The organism is Streptomyces sp. NPDC012508 (assembly GCF_042902595.1).
Lineage (GTDB): Bacteria > Actinomycetota > Actinomycetes > Streptomycetales > Streptomycetaceae > Streptomyces.
This window is the reverse complement of record NZ_JBIBEO010000005.1, coordinates 205,423-222,933: the sequence shown is the minus strand read 5'-3', so window position 1 is coordinate 222,933 and position 17,511 is coordinate 205,423. Positions and strand designations below refer to the sequence as shown.

The 17,511-nt window shown below is 70.5% G+C and carries 15 protein-coding genes and 1 tRNA gene; 11 read left to right on the top strand and 5 right to left on the bottom strand.

Annotated features, from left to right (window positions below):
* Positions 1-53 precede the first annotated feature (53 nt).
* The 4 genes from ACFY8U_RS18605 to ACFY8U_RS18590 are packed head-to-tail and all read left to right on the top strand — an operon-like array spanning position 54 to position 5,077.
* On the top strand, positions 54-1,493 hold the full coding sequence (locus ACFY8U_RS18605) for a pyridoxal phosphate-dependent decarboxylase family protein (RefSeq protein WP_389571328.1): 1,440 nt from the start codon (positions 54-56) through the stop codon (positions 1,491-1,493).
* On the top strand, positions 1,480-2,763 hold the full coding sequence (locus ACFY8U_RS18600) for a lysine N(6)-hydroxylase/L-ornithine N(5)-oxygenase family protein (RefSeq protein WP_389571326.1): 1,284 nt from the start codon (positions 1,480-1,482) through the stop codon (positions 2,761-2,763). The genes ACFY8U_RS18605 and ACFY8U_RS18600 overlap by 14 nt, the downstream gene beginning before the upstream one ends.
* Positions 2,760-3,308, top strand: a complete 549-nt coding sequence (locus ACFY8U_RS18595) for a GNAT family N-acetyltransferase (RefSeq protein ID WP_389571323.1) — start codon at positions 2,760-2,762, stop codon at positions 3,306-3,308. The genes ACFY8U_RS18600 and ACFY8U_RS18595 overlap by 4 nt, the downstream gene beginning before the upstream one ends.
* Positions 3,305-5,077, top strand: coding sequence for an IucA/IucC family protein (locus tag ACFY8U_RS18590; protein ID WP_389571320.1), 1,773 nt, complete (start codon positions 3,305-3,307; stop codon positions 5,075-5,077). Before ACFY8U_RS18595 ends, ACFY8U_RS18590 begins: the two co-directional genes overlap by 4 nt.
* A gap of 54 nt (positions 5,078-5,131) precedes the next feature.
* On the opposite strand, the gene ACFY8U_RS18585 is transcribed toward ACFY8U_RS18590, so the two are convergent.
* Positions 5,132-6,754 carry a beta-N-acetylhexosaminidase gene (locus ACFY8U_RS18585; RefSeq protein ID WP_389571317.1) on the bottom strand — a complete coding sequence of 541 codons (1,623 nt, stop codon included), beginning with the start codon at positions 6,752-6,754 and terminating at the stop codon, positions 5,132-5,134.
* 187 nt (positions 6,755-6,941) lie between these two features.
* Between ACFY8U_RS18585 and ACFY8U_RS18580 the strand changes: the two genes are divergently transcribed.
* The gene (locus ACFY8U_RS18580; protein ID WP_361439670.1) at positions 6,942-7,217 is read left to right on the top strand and encodes a hypothetical protein; all 276 of its coding nucleotides are present in this window, start codon (positions 6,942-6,944) and stop codon (positions 7,215-7,217) included.
* A 33-nt stretch (positions 7,218-7,250) separates the two neighbouring features.
* Positions 7,251-9,068 carry a glutamine--fructose-6-phosphate transaminase (isomerizing) gene (glmS, locus tag ACFY8U_RS18575; RefSeq protein ID WP_361606385.1) on the top strand — a complete coding sequence of 606 codons (1,818 nt, stop codon included), beginning with the start codon at positions 7,251-7,253 and terminating at the stop codon, positions 9,066-9,068.
* Positions 9,069-9,251: 183 nt separating this feature from the next.
* Here glmS and ACFY8U_RS18570 read toward each other — a convergent pair whose 3' ends face one another.
* Together ACFY8U_RS18570 and ACFY8U_RS18565 are read right to left on the bottom strand one after the other, a co-directional pair.
* Complete coding sequence (locus ACFY8U_RS18570; protein WP_389571314.1) at positions 9,252-9,815, bottom strand: GPR1/FUN34/YaaH family transporter; 564 nt, start codon at positions 9,813-9,815, stop codon at positions 9,252-9,254.
* A 175-nt stretch (positions 9,816-9,990) separates the two neighbouring features.
* Positions 9,991-10,512 (bottom strand): universal stress protein, encoded by a 522-nt coding sequence (locus tag ACFY8U_RS18565; protein WP_329120266.1) that lies wholly within the window; start codon positions 10,510-10,512, stop codon positions 9,991-9,993.
* 330 nt (positions 10,513-10,842) lie between these two features.
* On the opposite strand from ACFY8U_RS18565, the gene ACFY8U_RS18560 reads away from it, so the two are divergent.
* From ACFY8U_RS18560 to ACFY8U_RS18545, 4 genes are all read left to right on the top strand, one after another.
* Positions 10,843-11,190 (top strand): hypothetical protein, encoded by a 348-nt coding sequence (locus ACFY8U_RS18560; RefSeq protein ID WP_389571311.1) that lies wholly within the window; start codon positions 10,843-10,845, stop codon positions 11,188-11,190.
* Between the two features lie 397 nt (positions 11,191-11,587).
* Positions 11,588-12,757 carry a helix-turn-helix domain-containing protein gene (locus tag ACFY8U_RS18555; RefSeq protein WP_361439657.1) on the top strand — a complete coding sequence of 390 codons (1,170 nt, stop codon included), beginning with the start codon at positions 11,588-11,590 and terminating at the stop codon, positions 12,755-12,757.
* 153 nt (positions 12,758-12,910) lie between these two features.
* Positions 12,911-13,513, top strand: a complete 603-nt coding sequence (gene orn, locus ACFY8U_RS18550) for an oligoribonuclease (RefSeq protein ID WP_361673526.1) — start codon at positions 12,911-12,913, stop codon at positions 13,511-13,513.
* A gap of 197 nt (positions 13,514-13,710) precedes the next feature.
* Positions 13,711-13,783 (top strand) — tRNA-His (locus ACFY8U_RS18545).
* Between the two features lie 160 nt (positions 13,784-13,943).
* On the opposite strand, the gene ACFY8U_RS18540 is transcribed toward ACFY8U_RS18545, so the two are convergent.
* Together ACFY8U_RS18540 and ACFY8U_RS18535 are read right to left on the bottom strand one after the other, a co-directional pair.
* On the bottom strand, positions 13,944-15,440 hold the full coding sequence (locus ACFY8U_RS18540; protein WP_389571308.1) for a cellulose binding domain-containing protein: 1,497 nt from the start codon (positions 15,438-15,440) through the stop codon (positions 13,944-13,946).
* 270 nt (positions 15,441-15,710) lie between these two features.
* Positions 15,711-16,949 (bottom strand): MFS transporter, encoded by a 1,239-nt coding sequence (locus ACFY8U_RS18535; protein WP_389571306.1) that lies wholly within the window; start codon positions 16,947-16,949, stop codon positions 15,711-15,713.
* Between the two features lie 87 nt (positions 16,950-17,036).
* On the opposite strand from ACFY8U_RS18535, the gene ACFY8U_RS18530 reads away from it, so the two are divergent.
* On the top strand, positions 17,037-17,498 hold the full coding sequence (locus ACFY8U_RS18530; protein ID WP_389571303.1) for a winged helix-turn-helix transcriptional regulator: 462 nt from the start codon (positions 17,037-17,039) through the stop codon (positions 17,496-17,498).
* Positions 17,499-17,511: the final 13 nt, after the last annotated feature.

Sequence of the window (17,511 nt, the reverse complement as noted above, 5' to 3'; positions counted from 1 at the left end):
TTACTTTTGCACCGCAACCCCCTCGCCCCTTTTCCGTCCGGAGGACCATCCCCATGCGTTCGCACCTGCTCAACGACGCCACGGCGGAGAGCTACCGGCGCTCCGTCACCGAAGGAGTCGAGCGGGTGGCGGAGAAACTCGCCACGACGCGGCGCCCGTTCAGCGGCGTCACCCCCGCGGCGCTGGCGCCCACCATCGACGCCGTCGACCTCGACAAGCCGCTGGGCGACTCCTCCGCCGCCCTCGACGAGCTCGAGAGCGTCTACCTCCGCGACGCCGTCTACTTCCACCACCCGCGCTACCTGGGCCACCTCAACTGCCCGGTCGTGATCCCCGCCGTGCTCGGCGAGGCCGTCCTCTCCGCGGTCAACTCCTCGCTCGACACCTGGGACCAGAGCGCGGGCGGCACCCTGATCGAGCGCAAGCTCATCGACTGGACCACCGGTCGCATCGGCTTCGGCCCCTCGGCCGACGGCGTGTTCACCAGCGGCGGCTCGCAGTCCAACCTCCAGGCCCTGCTCCTCGCCCGCGAGGAGGCCAAGACCACGGACCTGTCCAAGCTGCGCGTCTTCTCGTCCGACTGCAGCCACTTCAGCGTCCAGAAGTCGGCCGGACTCCTCGGCCTCGGCCCCGACGCCGTCATCTCCATCCCCGTGGACCGGAACAAGCGGATGCAGTCCGTCGTCCTCGCCGCCGAGCTGGAGGCCTGCCGCGCCGAGGGCCTGGTCCCGATGGCGATCGTCGCCACCGCCGGCACCACCGACTTCGGCTCCATCGACCCGCTGCCCGAGATCGCCGCCCTGGCCGACGAGTACGGCGCCTGGATGCACGTCGACGCCGCCTACGGCTGCGGACTGCTCGCCTCGCTCACCCGCCGCCACCTCCTGGACGGCATCGAGCGCGCCGACTCGGTGACGGTCGACTACCACAAGTCCTTCTTCCAGCCGGTGAGCTCCTCCGCCGTCCTGGTGCGCGACGGGGCCACCCTGCGCCACGCGACGTACCACGCGGACTACCTCAACCCCCGCCGAACGGTCGCGGAGCAGATTCCCAACCAGGTGGACAAGTCCCTCCAGACCACCCGCCGCTTCGACGCCCTCAAGCTGTGGATGACCCTGCGCGTCATGGGCGCCGACGGGGTCGGCGAGCTCTTCGACGAGGTCTGCGACCTGGCCGAGGCGGGCTTCGACCTGCTCGCCGCCGACCCGCGCTACGACGTGGTCGTCGAGCCGCAGCTGTCCACGCTGGTCTACCGCTACATCCCGGAGACCGTCACCTCGCCGGCCGAGATCGACCGCGCCAACCTCTACGCCCGTAAGGCGCTCTTCGCCTCCGGCGAGGCCGTCGTCGCCGGGACCAAGGTCGACGGCCGCCAGTACCTGAAGTTCACCCTGCTCAACCCCGAGACGACCGTGGCCGACATCGCCGCCGTCCTCGATCTGATAGCCGGCCACGCCGAGCAGTACCTGGGAGAGACCCTTGTCCACGCCTGATACCCCCGACACGTACGACTTCATCGGCATCGGGCTCGGTCCGTTCAACCTCGGCCTCGCCTGCCTCACCGAGCCCATCGACGAACTGAACGGCCTCTTCCTGGAGTCCAAGCCCGACTTCGAGTGGCACTCCGGGATGTTCCTGGAGGGCGCGCACCTCCAGACCCCGTTCATGTCGGACCTCGTCACGATGGCCGACCCGACGTCCCCGTACTCCTTCCTCAGCTATCTGAAGGAGAAGGGGCGGCTCTACTCGTTCTACATCCGCGAGAACTTCTATCCGCTGCGGACCGAGTACAACGACTACTGCCGCTGGGCCGCCGACAAGCTGCGGAGCATCCGCTTCTCCACGACCGTGTCCTCCGTCGCGTACGACGAGGCCGGCGAGGAGTACGTCGTGACGACCGAGGCCGGGGAGACCTACCGCGCCCGTCGGATCGTGCTCGGCACCGGCACCCCGCCGTACGTCCCCGACTCCTGCCAGGGGCTCGGCGGCGACCTGATCCACAACTCGCGCTACCTCCAGAACAAGGAGGCGCTCCAGAGGAAGGAGTCGATCACCCTGGTCGGCAGCGGCCAGAGCGCGGCGGAGATCTACTACGACCTCCTCTCCGAGATCGACGTCCACGGCTACCGGCTCAACTGGGTGACGCGCTCCCCGCGCTTCTTCCCGCTGGAGTACACCAAGCTCACGCTGGAGATGACCTCGCCGGAGTACGTGGACTACTTCCACGCGCTGCCCGAGCAGACCCGGTACCGCCTGGAGAACCAGCAGAAGAACCTGTTCAAGGGCATCGACGGCGAGCTGATCGACGCGATCTTCGACCTGCTCTACCAGAAGAACCTGGCCGGCCCGGTCCCCACGCGCCTGCTCACCAACTCGGCGCTGCACTCCGCCGCGTACGACGACACGAGCGGTACGTACACGCTCGGCTTCCACCAGGAGGAGCAGGAGAAGGACTTCACGGTGGAGACCGAGGGCCTGATCCTCGCCACCGGCTACAAGTACGCCGTCCCCGCCTTCCTCGAGCCGGTCAAGGACCGCCTCACGTGGGACGGACAGGGCCGCTTCGACGTGGCCCGCAACTATTCGATCGACACGACGGGCCGCGGCGTCTTCCTGCAGAACGCCTCCGTGCACACGCACTCCATCACCTCGCCCGACCTGGGCATGGGTGCGTACCGCAACGCGTACATCATCGGCGCGATGCTGGGCTACGACTACTACCCCGTCGAGAAGACCATCGCGTTCCAGGAGTTCGCAGTATGAGCATCCGCTTCCGCCCCCTCGATCCGCTCGCGGACGCCCAGCTGATCCACCCCTGGGTCACGCACCCCAAGGCCGCGTTCTGGATGATGCAGGACGCGAAACTGGAGGACGTCGAGCGCGAGTACATGGCGTTCGCCGCCAACCCGCACCACGAGGCCTTCATAGGCCTGGTGGACGAGCAGCCGGCGATCCTCATGGAGCGGTACGACCCCTCCCGGCTGGAGCTGGTCGGGCTCTACGAGCCGCAGCCCGGCGACGTCGGCATGCACTTCCTGGTCGCGCCCACCGACACCCCTGTGCACGGCTTCACCCGCGCCGTGATCACCGCCGTGATGCGTGAGCTGTTCGCCGACCCGGCCACCGAGCGCGTCGTCGTCGAGCCGGACGTGGCCAACAAGGCCGTGCACGCGCTCAACGAGGCCGTCGGCTTCGTGCCCGAGCGGGAGATCCAGAAGCCGGAGAAGAAGGCCCTGCTGAGCTTCTGCACCCGTGCCCAGTTCGAGGCCGCCACGGGGAGCCTGCTCGTCGGAAGGGAGTCCCAGTGAACCCCGTCGCCCACCTCACCCCCGCCCGCTGGGCGGACGCCAACCGCGCGCTGATCCGCAAGGGGCTCGCCGAGTTCGCCCACGAGCGGCTGATCGACCCGCAGGAACTCGGGGAGAGCCGCTACCGGGTCCTCAGTGACGACCGCTCGACCGAGTACCGCTTCACCGCCGACCGGTACGCGCTCGACCACTGGCACATCCACCCCGAGTCGATCAGCCGGCACCGCGGCGACGAGCACCTCCCGCTCGACGCCCTGATGTTCGTCACCGAGCTGCGCGGCTCGCTCGGCCTGAGCGACGAGATCCTGCCGGTCTATCTGGAGGAGATCTCCTCCACCCTGGCCGGTACGGCGTACAAGTCGACCAAGCCGCCGGTCACCGCCGCCGAGCTGGCGCGCGCGGACTTCCAGGCCATCGAGACCGGGATGACCGAGGGCCACCCCTGCTTCGTCGCCAACAACGGCCGGCTCGGCTTCGGCGTCGACGAGTACCGCGCGTACGCCCCGGAGGCCGCCGCCCCGATCCACCTGATCTGGCTGGCCGCGCGGCGCGACCGCACCACCTTCACGGCCGGCGCGGGCATCGACTACGACGCGTTCATCCGGGCCGAGCTGGGTGACAAGGCGGTCGACGGCTTCGCCGGGATCCTCGCCGAGCGGGGCCTGGACCTGGCCGACTATCTGCTGATGCCGGCCCACCCCTGGCAGTGGTGGAACAAGCTGTCGGTCACCTTCGCCGCCGAGGTCGCCCAGGAGCGCCTGGTCTACCTGGGCGAGGGCGACGACGCCTATCTGGCGCAGCAGTCGATCCGTACGTTCTTCAACACCGCGGATCCGGCCAAGCACTACGTCAAGACGGCGCTCTCGGTCCTCAACATGGGCTTCATGCGCGGCCTCTCGGCCGCGTACATGGAGGCGACCCCGGCGATCAACGACTGGCTGGCCGGGCTGATCGCGTCTGACTCCGTCTTCACGGCGGCCCGCTTCTCGATCATCCGCGAGCGCGCGGCGGTCGGCTACCGGCACCTGGAGTATGAGGCCGCCACCGACCGTTACTCGCCCTACCGCAAGATGCTCGCCGCGCTCTGGCGCGAATCCCCGGTGGCCTCCCTGGCACCGGGTGAGCGGCTCGCGACGATGGCCTCGCTGCTCCATGTCGACCACGAGGGCGCGTCCTTCGCGGGCGCTCTGATCAAGGACTCGGGCCTGGCCCCGGCGGAGTGGCTGCGCGGCTACCTGGACGCGTACCTGCTGCCGGTGCTGCACAGCTTCTACGCGTACGACCTGGTCTACATGCCGCACGGCGAGAACGTGATCCTGGTCCTCGACGAGCGGGGCGCGGTCGTCCGGGCGGTGTTCAAGGACATCGCCGAGGAGATCTGCGTGATGGACCCGGCCGCGGTCCTGCCGCCGGCGGTGGAGCGGGTCCGGGCCGACGTCCCCGAGGACATGAAGCTGCTGTCGATCTTCACGGACGTGTTCGACTGCTTCTTCCGCTTCCTGGCGGCGACCCTGGCGGCGGAGGGCACGCTCGACGAAGAGGCGTTCTGGCGGACGGTCGCGGAGTGTGTGCGCGGCTACCAGGCCTCGAAGCCGGAGCTGGCGGAGAAGTTCGCGCAGTACGACATGTTCGCGGAGACGTTCGCGCTCTCCGCCCTCAACCGCCTCCAGCTGCGCAACAACAAGCAGATGGTGGACCTGTCGGACCCGTCGGCGGCGCTCCAGCTGATCGGCGACCTGGTGAACCCGATCGCGCGGTTCACCCCCTGAGACCGGCGCGGGCCCGGCGGAGTACGGTCCTCCGCCGGGCCCGCGCCGTCGTCTCTAATCAGCCGCGGGCCACGGGACCTGCGGCGAGCGGTAGTAGTCGATACCGAGCGCCTCGAACCGCGGCCCCTGCTCCGCGAGCCGCGTCCTGTACGCCTCCCAGTCGTGCGTCGCCGCCGGGGACCAGCCCAGTTCGGCCACGCCCGGCAGGCGCGGGAACGCCATCTGGTCGATGTGCGCGTTCTCGGAGACGGTCTCGGTCCAGAGCGGCGCCTCGACGCCCTTCACGGCCTCGGCGGGCGCGCCCGGAAGGTACGCCGCCGGGTTCCAGTCGTAGGAGCGCTGCACCTCGACGTAGCCGGCCCAGGCCAGGCCCAGCTTGGTCTCCTTCGTGTACTTCATGTCCAGGTAGACCCGGTCCGCGGGCGAGAGGATCAGCCCGGTGCCGTTGCGTGCCGCCGCGGCGACCTGTTCCTTCTCCGCCGGGGCGGTCCGGTCGAGGCCCCAGTACTGCGCGAGGGCGCCCTCGGCAGGGGTGGCGCCGGTCAGCTGGTGCCAGCCGACGACGGTCTTGCCGTACTTCGCGACGATCGGCTGGACCTTCTCCATGAACGCCACGTAGTCCTCGTGGGCCGTGGAGTGCGCCTCGTCACCGCCGATGTGGAGGTACTTCCCCGGGGTGAGCGCGGCGAGCTCGCGGATGACGTCGTCCACGAAGTCGTACGTGACGGGCTTCGGCACGCACAGGGAGCTGAAGCCGACACTGGTGCCCGTGTAGAGCGGCGGGGCGACGCCGTCGCAGTTCAGCTCCGCGTAGGAGGCGAGGGCGGCGTTGGTGTGGCCGGGCAGGTCGATCTCGGGCACGACCTCCTGGTAGCGGGAGGCGGCGTACCGCACGATCTCCTTGTAGTCGTCCTTCGTGTAGTACCCGCCGGGTCCGCCGCCGACCTGGGTGGAGCCGCCGTAGGTGGCGAGGCGGGGCCAGGAGTCGATGGCGATGCGCCAGCCCTGGTCGTCGGAGAGGTGCAGATGCAGCTTGTTGACCTTGTAGAGGGCGAGCTGGTCGATGTACCGCTTGACCTGGTCGACGGTGAAGAAGTGGCGCGAGACGTCGAGCATCGCGCCCCGGTAGGCGTAGCGCGGCGTGTCGGTGATGGTGCCGCCCGCGATCTGCCAGGGCCCGGGCTGCACGGTGCGCTTCTCGACGGCCGCCGGGAGCTGCTGGCGCAGGGTCTGGACGCCGCGGAAGAGCCCGGCGGGGCGGTGGGCGGTGAGGGTGATGCCGGCGCGGCCGGACTGGAGCCGGTAGCCCTCGTCCCCGAGCGCCTTCTCGCCGTTGCTGAGGCGGAGCCGGATGCCGCCGCTCGCCCTGTCCTCGTCGACGACGCGCAGGGGGTGGCCGGTCGAGGGGCGCAGGATGCCGGCGAGGTAGTCGGCGACGGCGCGGGACTCGCGGGAGCGGTCGTCGATCCGGATGCGGGTGGCGGCGGTGATCGTGTACGGCTGTCCCCCGGGGGCCACGGAAGCGGGGGCGGGGACGATCTGGCCGAGCGGCCGGAGTGCGGGTTCGGCGGCGGAGTGGGCGGTGGGAGCGGCTCCGACGCAGGAGATGCCGGCCGCCGCAAGGAGCAGCAGGGCGCCGAGCACACGGGGAAGCGTTCTGCGCTGTCTCACAGGCATGGTCCCTTTCGGTGGACTTCGCGGCTGTGGGTATGCGTATCCGAACAGTCACCATGCGTACCGTGGACCACTTCTGTGGGTCAAGGTGTAGACCAATTTCCCCTCCAGAGCCGTGATCATGAAGGCGTCTGCCCGAATTCGGGCAGGATTCTTGCGAAGTCCGGGGGGTACCCCTCAGTATTCACTGGTGCTCGAACGCCGCCCGTCGCATGACGACCTCATCGACCACCTGGTGCGCAGCACCGCGCTGCAGCGCGGTGAAGCGGCCCGGGTGGTGCTCGACGTGCTGGCGTACTTCGACGAGTCGACCGAGACGTTCGTCCGTCGCCGCCACCGCGAACTGCAGTCCGGCGGCGCGGTGAACGCCGAGATCTTCGAGCGCATCGCGGCAGAACTGCCGCACCGCGCCGTGGCGCCACCGGAGCTCTCGCTCCGGCAGCTGCGCCGCATCGTCTACGGCTGAGCACGCTCACCAACCTGGAGGGGTTACACCTTTATGTGCGGAATTGTCGGTTACATCGGAAAGCGTGACGTCGCCCCGCTGCTGCTGGAAGGCCTGCAGCGGCTGGAGTACCGGGGGTACGACTCCGCCGGCATCGTCATCACCAGCCCGAAGGCCTCCGGCCTGAAGATGGTGAAGGCCAAGGGCCGGGTCCGTGACCTGGAAGCCCGCGTCCCCAAGCGCTTCACCGGCACGACCGGCATCGCCCACACCCGCTGGGCCACCCACGGCGCGCCGAGCGACATCAACTCGCACCCGCACCTGGACCCCGAGAACAAGGTCGCGGTCGTCCACAACGGCATCGTCGACAACGCCCAGGAGCTCCGCGCCAAGCTGGAGGCCGACGGCGTCGTCTTCGCGTCGGAGACCGACACCGAGGTGATCACCCACCTGATCGCCCGCTCCCAGGCCACCACCCTGGAGGAGAAGGTCCGCGAGGCGCTCAAGGTCATCGAGGGCACCTACGGCATCGCCGTCATGCACGCCGAGTTCAACGACCGCATCGTGGTGGCCCGCAACGGCTCCCCGGTCGTCCTCGGCATCGGCGAGAAGGAGATGTTCGTCGCCTCCGACGTCGCCGCCCTGATCGCCCACACCCGCCAGGTCGTCACCCTCGACGACGGCGAGATGGCCACCCTCAAGGCCGACGACTTCCGTACGTACACGACCTCGGGCGCCACCACGACGGCCACCCCGGAGACCGTGGAGTGGGAGGCCGCCTCCTACGACATGGGCGGCCACGACACGTACATGCACAAGGAGATCTCCGAGCAGCCCGACGCGGTCGACCGCGTGCTGCGCGGCCGGATCGACGACCGCTTCTCCACCGTCCACCTGGGCGGCCTCAACCTCGACGCCCGCGAGGCCCGCTCCATCCGCCGGATCAAGATCCTCGGCTGCGGCACCTCGTACCACGCCGGCCTCATCGGCGCGGGCCTGATCGAGTCCATGGCCCGTATCCCCGCCGACGCCGAGCCGGCCTCGGAGTTCCGCTACCGCAACCCGGTCGTGGACCCCGACACCCTCTACATCGCCGTCTCCCAGTCCGGTGAGACGTACGACGTGCTGGCCGCCGTGCAGGAGCTGAAGCGCAAGGGCGCCCGTGTCATCGGCGTCGTCAACGTGGTCGGCTCGGCCATCGCCCGCGAGGCCGACGGCGGCGTGTACGTGCACGCCGGCCCGGAGGTCTGCGTCGTCTCCACCAAGTGCTTCACCAACACGGTCACCGCCTTCGCGCTGATCGCCCTCCACCTCGGCCGCATCCGCGACCTGTCGGTCACCGACGGCAAGCGGATCATCGAGGGCCTGCGCAAGCTGCCCGCGCAGATCAGCGAGATCCTCGAGACCGAGGACGAGATCAAGAAGATCGCCGAGGCGTATGCCGGCGCCCAGTCGATGATGTTCATCGGCCGCGTGCGGGGCTACCCGGTCGCCCTGGAGGCCTCCCTGAAGCTCAAGGAGATCTCCTACATCCACGCCGAGGCGTACCCGGCCTCCGAGCTGAAGCACGGCCCGCTCGCCCTGATCGAGCCGGCCCTGCCGACGGTGGCGATCGTCCCCGACGACGACCTGCTGGAGAAGAACCGCGCCGCGCTGGAGGAGATCAAGGCCCGCAGCGGCCGCATCCTCGCGGTCGCGCACCAGGAGCAGGCCAAGGCCGACCACACGATCGTCGTCCCGAAGAACGAGGACGAGCTGGACCCGATCCTGATGGGCATCCCGCTCCAGCTCCTCGCCTACCACACGGCGCTCGCCATGGGCCGCGACATCGACAAGCCGCGCAACCTGGCCAAGTCCGTCACGGTCGAGTAGCAGCACCGGGACCTGTCCCCCGGAGCTCTCGACCACGGCCGGGAAAGCCCGTCCGCCCGCATTCCGGACCTGTCCCCGGAAGGGCGGACGCCCGGCCGGACACAGGAGCGGTCCCCGCGCACTCGGTGCGCGGGGACCGCTTCTGTTTCTTCAGGGCTCGGTCGCCGGCGTCCGGGGGTGTCCTCAGCCGGCTGCCGGGGCTCCGCGGCGCGCGCGGCCCAGCGAGGTCGGCCAGTGGGCCACCGCCGCCGTCGCGCCGTACCAGGCCGCGAGGCCCGCCACCGCGGCGACCCAGCCGCCCGCCTTCGCCAGACCGCCGTTGTCGGCGAGGGCCCCTATGCCGAGCAGCAGCAGCGACACGAACAGCAGCCCGTACACACCCTGGCCGAACAGACCGCTGCCGCCGGCCGCCATCGTCAGCGTGAGCGCCAGCAGCGCCCACAGCAGCAGGAAGAGACCGGTCGCCTCGGCCGAGCCGCTGTCGCCCACTCCGGTCCCCCAGGTGAACCAGAACGCGCCGAGCGCCGAATAGGCCGTGCCCTCACCGCCGTTGCCGGCGCGCAGGGCGAGCAGACCGACGAGGAAGAGCGTCACCCCGCCGACCCAGGTGGCGAGGGCAGCGGCGTCCGACGCCGCGACGTTGTCGATGACACCGGTGCTGCCGATGCCGAAGGCCAGCAGGGTCAGTCCGAGCGCGAGGTGGCCGAGAGTGGAGGTCGTGTTTCCCGCGGCGACTTCGTTGTCCACGGCGGGCTCCCTTCAGGTGGGCAGTTGTGCTGCGTGAGCTGCTTGTTCCGGTGACTTTTAAGTACCCTTCACAAGCACACAAATCACCTGACGGTGGCAGAAATTATCGCCGTACCACGGGAGTTGACGAAGCGTCGAGAAGACGAAGCCCAGGGAGTACGTCAGGGAGCGACGGTCACGGGATGACGATCACGGGCCGCTGCGCCCGCTTCGCCAGCCGGCCGGCCACCGAGCCGAAGATCCGGCCGACGATGCCGTGCGTCGAGCCGACCACGATCGCGTCGGCCGAGTACTCCCGGCCGACCTCCTCCAGCTCGTGGCAGATGTCGCCGCCGCGCTCCACGAGGATCCAGGGGACCTCGGCCAGGTAGTCCGCGCAGGCCAGCTCCAGGCCGAGCACCTCGGTGCGATGGTCCGGGACGTCGACGAAGACCGGCGGCTCGCAGCCCGCCCAGACGGTGGTGGGCAGCCGGTTGGCGACATGCACGATGATCAGGCCGGAGCCGGAACGCTTGGCCATGCCGATGGCGTACGCAAGGGCCCGCTCGCTGGACGTCGAGCCGTCGAAGCCGACGACCACTCCGTGCCGGAAGGCGGGATCACAGGAGTGGCGTGGCTGTTCCACCGCGAGGGGGTCGACCGTGGAGTCGGCGACGCGCTTGCGGTCCGCGGGTTCGGGGAATTCGTGACCGGCCATCGGTGTCTCGGCGAAGAAGATCCTTGTGGGAAGGGACGGAGCGTCGTACGGAGCAACGGTTGGCGGCGGAGCGGTGTCCGGGAATCATCTTCCCAAGCCCATACCCCCAAGGGTACGGCGACACCTCTCTCCTGCCCAGAGCGGTCCGAGGCCACACACGGCGCCCTCAGGGCGTTCCAGGGAGCATGCACGAGCCCGTCCCGTTATGGCAATGCCGGTTGTGTCCTACAGGTGTCCGGTACGGGGGCCAAACGGCCGCCACCGGCAGTGACCGGAACGTTCCGCTTCTCGTTCCCACAGGTCCAGTCACCGTCGCAGGGAGCCCCGCCCGTGCCCGCACCATCGGCCGCCGCCACCCCCGCCACCGCCGCCCCCGCCGGCACCCGTACCGGCACCCGCTCCGCCGTCCGCTCCCCCGGGCCCGCCGCCCCGCATCCCGCCGCGGACCCGGCGGGCGACGTCGTCCGCTGGGCCGTCTTCTGCTGTGTCCTCGTCCCGGTCGTCCTCGTCGTCTACGGGACGTCGCTGGGCGGGGCGGCCGGCACGGCGCTCGGACTCGCCGCGGTGACGGCGGTCTGCCGGGTGCTGCTGCGCCGCGCGGAGCGGGGTCTGCGCGCCGAGGCCGCGGGACCCCGCGCGCGCCACTCGCACGGCGGCCGAAACCACCGTCAGAGGTGACGGACCCCCCGTTGAGCTGACGGGTTCGCACACTCACACCCGTATGATTTCAGCCAACTTCCTCGGGCCGGCGAGTCCTTGGCGAAATGCCCCCTCAACCCTGGTGCCACCAGGCATGAAAGGCTTCAGCTCGGCCCTCGCACCCTACGGGGACGGGCCATGCGGCCACGACGCACTTCCGTACGCGGCCCGCGAGTGGAACGCTTCGTGATCGAATGCTTCGCGCCAAGTGGCCTTGTCGACAATGTGCCGGTTGGAGAACGTGGCACGTCGGCACTACGGAACGCAGTAGATTCGATCATGAGTATCGAAGACTGGGGTCTCGTGCAAAACCGAGGGGAAACGTGCAGGAGCGACAGGACCAGGGAGACGCGAACACCGAGGGGGGCTTAGCGTCATGAGCCAGGACTCCGCCGTAACGGAGGCCGCACGGAAGTTGACCGGGCGCCGCCGCCGCGAAGTCGTCGCGGTGCTGCTGTTCAGCGGCGGCCCCATCTTCGAGAGCTCCATCCCGCTCTCCGTGTTCGGAATCGACCGGCAGGACGCGGGAGTACCCCGCTACCGCCTGCTGGTGTGCGCCGGTGAGGAAGGCCCGCTGCGGACCACAGGGGGCCTCGAACTGACCGCGCCGTACGGACTCGACGCGATCAGTCGCGCCGGAACCGTCGTCGTACCGGCCTGGCGGTCGATCACCTCGCCGCCACCGCCGGAGGCGCTCGAAGCGCTGCGCCGGGCACACGAAGAGGGCGCGCGGATCGTCGGGCTGTGCACCGGCGCGTTCGTGCTCGCCGCGGCCGGACTGCTCGACGGCAGGCCGGCCACCACACACTGGATGTACGCGCCGACGCTCGCAAAGCGCTATCCGTCGGTCCATGTGGACCCGCGGGAGCTCTTCGTCGACGACGGGGACGTACTGACGTCGGCCGGCACCGCGGCCGGTATCGACCTGTGTCTGCACATCGTGCGGACCGACCACGGCGCGGAGGCCGCGGGCGCCCTGGCGCGCCGCCTGGTCGTCCCGCCGCGGCGCAGCGGCGGCCAGGAGCGCTACCTCGACAGGTCTTTACCTGAAGAGATCGGCGCCGACCCGCTCGCGGAGGTCGTCGCCTGGGCCCTGGAGCACCTCCACGAGCAGTTCGACGTGGAGACGCTCGCGGCCCGCGCGTACATGTCACGTCGTACGTTCGACCGGCGTTTCCGCTCGCTGACGGGGTCCGCCCCGCTGCAGTGGCTGATCACCCAGCGGGTGCTGCAGGCGCAGCGGCTGCTCGAGACCTCCGACTACTCGGTCGACGAGGTCGCGGGACGCTGCGGCTTCCGGTCCCCGGTGGCGCTGCGCGGCCACTTCCGCCGCCAGCTCGGCTCCTCGCCGGCCGCGTACCGCGCGGCCTACCGGGCCCGGCGCCCGCAGGCCGAGACGGCGACGACGGTGCTCGAGCCACTGGTGCCTCAGCAGGGCCCGCCGGTCGTCCGGCGGCCCGGCGGCCCGATGGAGCCGGGCAAGCCGCAGTCCGACATGTACGCCTCCGGTCGCGCGGCCCTGCCGGGCCAGCGCAGCGCCCCCTAGGGGCGGGCCGGACCGCGCGCCACAAGCCGCGCAAGGAGAAAACCGACGGGCGCCCGGGGACACCTCTCCCGGGCGCCCTTCGGCGTCCGCTCGACCCCGAGCCGTACGGCCGGTCCCGGTCCGAACCGGGAGCCACCCCCTAAGGTAGGACGCATGAACGATCGCATGGTGTGGATCGACTGCGAGATGACCGGGCTCTCGCTGACGGACGACGCACTCATCGAGGTGGCCGCACTGGTCACCGACTCGGAACTGAACGTACTCGGCGAAGGGGTGGACATCGTGATCCGCCCGCCGGACGCGGCGCTGGAGACCATGCCCGAGATCGTGCGCCAGATGCACACGTCCTCCGGCCTGCTCGACGCGCTGGCCGGCGGCACGACCCTCGCCGACGCCGAGGCCCAGGTCCTCGCCTACGTACGCGAGCACGTCAAGGAGCCCGGCAAGGCCCCGCTGTGCGGGAACTCGGTCTCCACCGACCGGGGCTTCCTCGCGCGGGACATGGCCGCGCTCGAGAGCCATCTGCACTACCGGATCGTCGATGTCTCCTCGGTCAAGGAGCTGGCCCGCCGCTGGTACCCGAGGGCGTACTTCAACAGTCCGGAGAAGAGCGGCAACCACCGCGCGCTCGCCGACATCCGCGAGTCCATCGCCGAGCTGCGCTACTACCGCGAGGCGATCTTCGTCCCGCAGCCCGGACCGGACTCGGACACGGCGAAGCAGATCGCGGCGCGCCACGTCCTGCCTCCGGAGTAGTCCGGAGCAGCCCGGAGCGGGCCCGGAGCGGTCCGCTGTAGTCCCACCCCGTCCGAGCAGCCCCTGCTCGCGCCCCTGACGCCCCTCTGACGCCGCCACGGCGCCGCCGGGTCGAATACGGGCGCGAGCACCCTCTCGGACCCTGTAGACTTCTTCTCGGCCGGTCGGGGAAACCTTCGGGAAAACCGCCGGTCGTGGTGGGTATAGCTCAGCTGGTAGAGCACCTGGTTGTGGTCCAGGATGTCGCGGGTTCGAGTCCCGTTACTCACCCTGAAGGCCGAGGCCCCGGTTCATACGAACCGGGGCCTCCGTCGTTTCCGGGCAGCAGATCCCGGGGCGGCGGCCCCTGCGAGACGGGCAACGACGGGCGCGCCCCGGCCGGTGGTGGGGTGGGCCCGGCCGGGGCGCGCGGTGTGGGGGGCTCAGTGGCTCACTTGTAGGCGGCGAACGCCTTGGTGAAGGCCAGCGGCTGCTGGAGGATCGAGGAGCAGGTGGCGTCCGCGTGGTTCACCGCGCCGGCCGCGCACTGCTTGTCCCGGGTCGAGGACCACATCGACAGCCAGCCGATGCCCTTGGACTTCGCGAAGTCCACCAGCTGGGTGGCGTCGTCGACCTTGAAGATCTCGGTGACGACGTCGTTGACCCCGATCATCGGGGTGACGGCGACGGCCTTCCAGGCGGCGCTGTCGCTCAGCCCGAGGACGCCCTTGATCTGCGCCTGGGTCGCGGTCGCGGCCTGGATGGCGTACTCGCCCATGTCCCCGCTGTAGGCCGGCCCGTAGTCCATCGCCATGATGTTGACCGCGTCGACGCGGACACCGTTCCTCTTGGCGTCGGCGAGCAGGTCCACGCCCGGCTGGGTCAGCCCCTCGGGCATGACCGGCAGGGTGAAGGAGACATTCAGGCCGGGGTGGGACTTCTGGAGCTGGGCGATGGCCTGCGAGCGCCGGGTGTTGGCGGCGGTGTCCGGCAGGGCGGCGCCCTCGATGTCGAAGTCGACCTTGGTGAGCTTGTACCGGTCGACGACCTTGCCGTAGGCGGCGGCCAGGTCGGCGGAGTTCGCGCAGTTCAGGGCCAGCTCGTGGCCGGCGGCGCCGCCGAAGGAGACCCGGACGTCGCCGCCCTTGGCCCGCAGCGCACCGATCTGGGACGCGACCCTGTCGTTGTCGAGGTCGGTGACTCCGCCCCACAGCGGGGCGCAGGCTCCGCCGGAGGTGATGAAGGCGAGGTTGAACTCCTTCACACCGGTGGCGTCGGCGGTGGCGAGCATGTCGTACGACGGGTAGAGCGAGGTGTCGATGTAGGGCGCGTACTTCGCGGCGGCGCCCGGGGTGCCGGTGGCGGTCGCCGTCGGGGTGGGCGTGGGCGCCGTCGTGGCGGGCCGGCTCGGGGTGGCCGTCGCGGTGGCGGTGGGGGTCGCCGAGGCGGTCGGGGTGACAGTGGCGGTGGGCTGCCCGGTGGGCCGGCCGCTCGGGGTGGGAGTGGCGCCGCCGACGGAGCAGGTGGCCTTGTTGATGAGGCAGTTCGTGGGGTCGCCGGCCTCTCCGGTCGCCGAGGTCACGAAGCCGACGGTGACGGACTGGCCGGGGGCCAGCTCCTTGTTCCAGCTCGCGGGCTTCACGGTGACGTGCCGGCCGGAGACGGTGTGCTCGCCGTTCCAGAGGGACCCGATGGTCGTTCCTGCGGGCAGGTCGAACTCCAGCGTCCAGCCCCCCGGCTGGACGCTGGAGGTCTCGTTGGTCACGACGTACTGCCCGGTGTAGCCGCCGGTCCAGGAGCTCGTCCTGGTGTAGGCGGCGCCGACGGCCGCGGCCTGGGCGGTGCCGGTGAGCGCGAAGGCCGCGCCGCCGATCACCGCTGCCGCGACGACCGCGCCGATGACCTTGGTCCTGCCGCTCGCCCTGCGCCGGTGCGAACTGGTGCCCATCGCGTGCCTGCCTCTGTGTGCCGGGGGTGGGGTGGGGTGTGGCAGCACGCTAGCGAGCGAGAAACGGACAAATGGCCACGAGGAGGCCGGGGTTGAGGATTCTTAGGCTCCGCTTAAGGGAGGCATCGGAACGACGAAAGGTTCCGGGCGCACGGGAGGGCGCCTCGCAGTGGACTCGGGTCCGGTTCCCGGCGACGGGGGATGAACACCGGGAACCGGGCCGGAGCCCACTGCGCGGCGCCCTGGGAGGCGCGGGGCGCGGGGAGGTGCTCAGAGAGCCTTGGCCCCGTGCGTCTCCTCCCGTACCTCGCCCGTGTCCTCCTTGGCGGACCGGTCGGTCGGGGCGTGCGCCGCCTCGTGGGCCACGCGCCTGCTCGCCGCCCAGACGACGAGACCGCAGGCCGCGAACCCGGCGCCGAGGAGGCTGGAGCCCGCCCAGCCGTAGGAGGTGAAGATCGCGGTGGTCGCGGCCGCGCCGAGGGCGGAGCCGAGCGAGTAGAAGACCATGTAGCCGCCGATGACGCTGCTGACGCGGTCCGGATGCGTGGCGGTGAGCAGGTGCTGGTTGCTCACATGCACGGCTTGGACCGCGAAGTCGAGTACGACGATCCCGACGACGAGCAGCCACAGCGACCACGGGAGCTGGGCGATCGCCGCCCAGGAGACGATGAGCAGGGCCAGCGCGAACCCGGTGACCGGGACCGCCCGGCCCGCGTCCGCCCACCGGCCCGCGCGGGCCGCGCCGAGCGCGCCGGCGAGTCCGGCGATGCCGAACAGCCCGATCTGGCTCTCGCTCAGCTCCCACGGCGCGTCCGCCAGCGGCAGGGAGAGACCGCTCCACAGCGTTCCGAACGAGGCGAACAGGAAGAACGCGATGAGCCCGCGCGTCAGGACGACGCGGTCCGCGAACAGCCCGCCGAGCGAGGCGACGACCTGCCGGTAGGCCACCGGCGGCTGGGCGCGCTCCTCCGAGGGCAGGGCGACGAGGACGAGGGCCGCGAGTGCGAGGGAGAGCCCCGCGAGCACGGCGTAGACACTCCGCCAGCCCCACAGTTCGGCGAGCGCGCCGGTGACGACCCGCGCGCCCAGGATGCCGACCACGACGCCCGAGGTGACGACGCCGATGTTCCGTCCGCGTTCGGCGAGCGGCGACACGGACGCGGCGTACGCCACCGTGGTCTGCACGACGACCGCGAACAACCCGGCCGTCGCGAGCCCCACGAACGCCACCCACGCGGCCGGCGCCACGGCCGTGAGGACCAGGCCCGCCGCGGTGACCGCCAGGTGCACGGCGATGAGCCGGCGCCGGTCGACCACGTCACCGAGCGGCACGAGCAGCAGGAGGCCCGCCAGATAGCCGAACTGACTGGTCGCGACGATCCACCCGGCGAGCTCCGCCGAGACACCGAGATCGCGCCCCATCGGCTCCAGGACCGGCTGCGCGGCATAGATGCTCGCCACCGCGACACCGCAGATCACGGCCAGCAGTAACCGCCGCCACACGTTCATAGCGCTCCCATCCGAATCAGTAGCAAATTGCAACTGATTTGACCGTACGGCATGATGGTTTCAATCCGCAACCCAATGGGAGGTGTCATGACCCGCACCACCATGAGCGCCCCGGACCTCGACTGGACCGACCCCGAGTGCCCCGTCGCCCGCACGCTCGACCTCGTCGGCGACCGGTGGAGCCTCCTCGTCGTCCGCGACGCGATGGACGGGGCGCGATCGTTCACCGAGTTCCAGCGACGGACCGGCATCGCCCGCAACATCCTCACCGACCGCCTGCGGAAGCTGACCGCCCACGGGGTCCTCGCCCAGCGCACCGCGCCGACGGGCCGGCGCCAGGAGTACGTCCTCACCGACGCCGGCCGCGCTCTCTTCCCGGTCATCCTCACGCTGCGGCAGTGGGGCGAGCGGCACGCCTTCGCCCCCGGGGAGACCCACTCCGTCCTGGTCGACCGACAGGGCACGCCCGTACCGGAGTTCGCCCCGGCCGGCGCCGACGGCGCCGCCCTCGGCGCGGACACCACGCAGGTCCTGAAGGCGACGCCGTAACAGGTTCAGTTCG

Coding starts and splice junctions, on each gene's coding strand:
- ACFY8U_RS18605 (WP_389571328.1), top strand. CDS start 54: ATGCGTTCGCACCTGCTCAACGACGCCACGGCGGAGAGCTACCGGCGC.
- ACFY8U_RS18595 (WP_389571323.1), top strand. CDS start 2,760: ATGAGCATCCGCTTCCGCCCCCTCGATCCGCTCGCGGACGCCCAGCTG.
- ACFY8U_RS18585 (WP_389571317.1), bottom strand. CDS start 6,754: ATGCCTGTGAGACAGCGCAGAACGCTTCCCCGTGTGCTCGGCGCCCTG.
- glmS (WP_361606385.1), top strand. CDS start 7,251: ATGTGCGGAATTGTCGGTTACATCGGAAAGCGTGACGTCGCCCCGCTG.
- ACFY8U_RS18565 (WP_329120266.1), bottom strand. CDS start 10,512: ATGGCCGGTCACGAATTCCCCGAACCCGCGGACCGCAAGCGCGTCGCC.
- ACFY8U_RS18555 (WP_361439657.1), top strand. CDS start 11,588: ATGAGCCAGGACTCCGCCGTAACGGAGGCCGCACGGAAGTTGACCGGG.
- orn (WP_361673526.1), top strand. CDS start 12,911: ATGAACGATCGCATGGTGTGGATCGACTGCGAGATGACCGGGCTCTCG.
- ACFY8U_RS18540 (WP_389571308.1), bottom strand. CDS start 15,440: ATGGGCACCAGTTCGCACCGGCGCAGGGCGAGCGGCAGGACCAAGGTC.
- ACFY8U_RS18535 (WP_389571306.1), bottom strand. CDS start 16,949: ATGAACGTGTGGCGGCGGTTACTGCTGGCCGTGATCTGCGGTGTCGCG.
- ACFY8U_RS18530 (WP_389571303.1), top strand. CDS start 17,037: ATGACCCGCACCACCATGAGCGCCCCGGACCTCGACTGGACCGACCCC.